Genomic DNA, 1,414 nt, shown 5'->3' on the forward strand with positions numbered 1-1,414 from the left:
AGGGGCAAGACCATATTCCGCAATATCCTATGGGATGCAGACGGAAGCGGAAGCGATGTGTTCACATTCGCCTATTATGACGGCATTTCCTATGATGCCACTCCTACGCCGTCAAGTTGCGAGAATGGAGTTCCACGCAATGACGGGTATATCGACATCGGCATCAACATCGGTACACCAGTCTATTCCTATGTGCTCAGCGTTGACACCGTTGCAGGAAAAGTAAAAGGAGAAACCATTGCCAGAGGAACATTCTTCGGTGACACGCATAGAATCACGAATCTTGCCCCCGGCGCCTATGCGCTGTCCGTATCACAAGGTGGAGGCAACGAGATTTATGCCACTGGCAACGCACTCTACACCTCATACTCACATGACACCAGGACCTATCTGTCTGGCGACATCTCATGGACGGTGAACGATACAAAATCAAACTACCGTGTGGGATTGGAGCCAAGCCTCACGGACGAGATCACCCAATATGGCTTCGACGTGCGGGGCGACAAGGCGCATATCATAACCGGTGGATATACAAGCCTAACCAAATATGTCACCATCAAGCCTGGCGATGTGCTCAGTGTTACAGTCCGCAATATGCAGGTCACATACAAGTTGAACGGACAGACCGTGCATCATGAATATGTCTGGTCACTTCGTGCATGGCGGTTCTGCATCAAGTACGGAAAGGGCGAGACACATATCACAGACCTTACCGTAAACGGTACGCCTGTAACCTCATTCACCACAAGGGGCAACGTGCAGATAGAAACACCCAAGAAGTGTACGACAACGATGACCGTCTATGTCGGCAGCGAGTGTGATGCAAGTATGCCTAACGGAACACAGGCAAGGGAGAACCATGTGGGCAGCTCGGACAGACAGGCTGACAACTCCTTCATTTCTGGAGAAGACGAGGATTTCACTGTCAATGGCAACGGTTCTACGACAGGCATCTACGAGGCTAAACTCACACAGGACAAGCCTGCTGCAGCCACATTGATGGTGTTTGACGTATCAGGCAAACTGGTAGTGTCACGCCAAATGACAGGCGAAAGCGTCAAGCAGGCCGACTTCAAGGTTCCCGCATCGGGTGTGTATGTCGTGAAGGCAATCTCCGAGAATGGGGAGCATACAAGGAAAATCTCAGTAAAGTAACTTAAAGGAAGATACGCATGAAGAATTATATACAGAAGGTGGCGTGGGCATTGGTTTTACTGCTTGCCGCCACACTGTCCCTTTCGGCAAAGGACGGGACAGCCGTGAGAAAACTCTTCAAGAAGGGTGTCTCTGACAGTATCTCCGTAGGAGGTAGCAAACTGGTCGTTCTTCAGAAAGACCTCATTCGGAACAGAAGCCTTTCCGTGAACTCTATCGGAGAGGAGAATGTTCCTGAGCTTGACTTTGCCATGACCAA

2 protein-coding genes are annotated in these 1,414 nt (G+C 50.3%); both read left to right on the top strand.

The window, feature by feature from the left end:
* Positions 1–1,155: T9SS type A sorting domain-containing protein (locus ONT18_RS17250; RefSeq protein ID WP_264907293.1), on the top strand; the 1,155-nt coding region annotated here is incomplete at its 5' end.
* Between the two features lie 17 nt (positions 1,156–1,172).
* A partial coding sequence (locus tag ONT18_RS17255; protein WP_264907294.1) for a hypothetical protein occupies positions 1,173–1,414 on the top strand: 242 nt, incomplete at its 3' end.

This window comes from Segatella copri (genome assembly GCF_026015295.1).
Lineage (GTDB): Bacteria > Bacteroidota > Bacteroidia > Bacteroidales > Bacteroidaceae > Prevotella > Prevotella copri_C.